The sequence below is a fragment of the Niastella populi genome (genome assembly GCF_002078015.1).
Taxonomy (GTDB): domain Bacteria; phylum Bacteroidota; class Bacteroidia; order Chitinophagales; family Chitinophagaceae; genus Niastella; species Niastella populi.
Map to the genome: position 1 here is coordinate 1 of NZ_LWBP01000129.1, position 202 is coordinate 202.

A 202-nucleotide genomic window follows, 5' to 3' on the forward strand; every position below is an offset into this window, starting at 1 on the left:
AACGGTAATACCTACAACGCTGCCGGGTCTTATGACATAACCCTGACAAGCGCGGCCGGTTGCGATTCAATTGCTACACTTGTATTATCTGTTAACCCGGCAGTGACCAGCACCACCGAAGTAACTATCTGTACTAATCAATTGCCATACTCCTGGAACGGCAATACTTATAATAACGCCGGTTCTTACGATGTAACACTGA

1 protein-coding gene is annotated in these 202 nt (G+C 46.0%); it reads left to right on the top strand.

The annotated features are described in order from the left end of the window. A partial coding sequence (locus A4R26_RS34915; protein WP_165760246.1) for a hypothetical protein occupies positions 1 to 202 on the top strand: 202 nt, incomplete at both ends.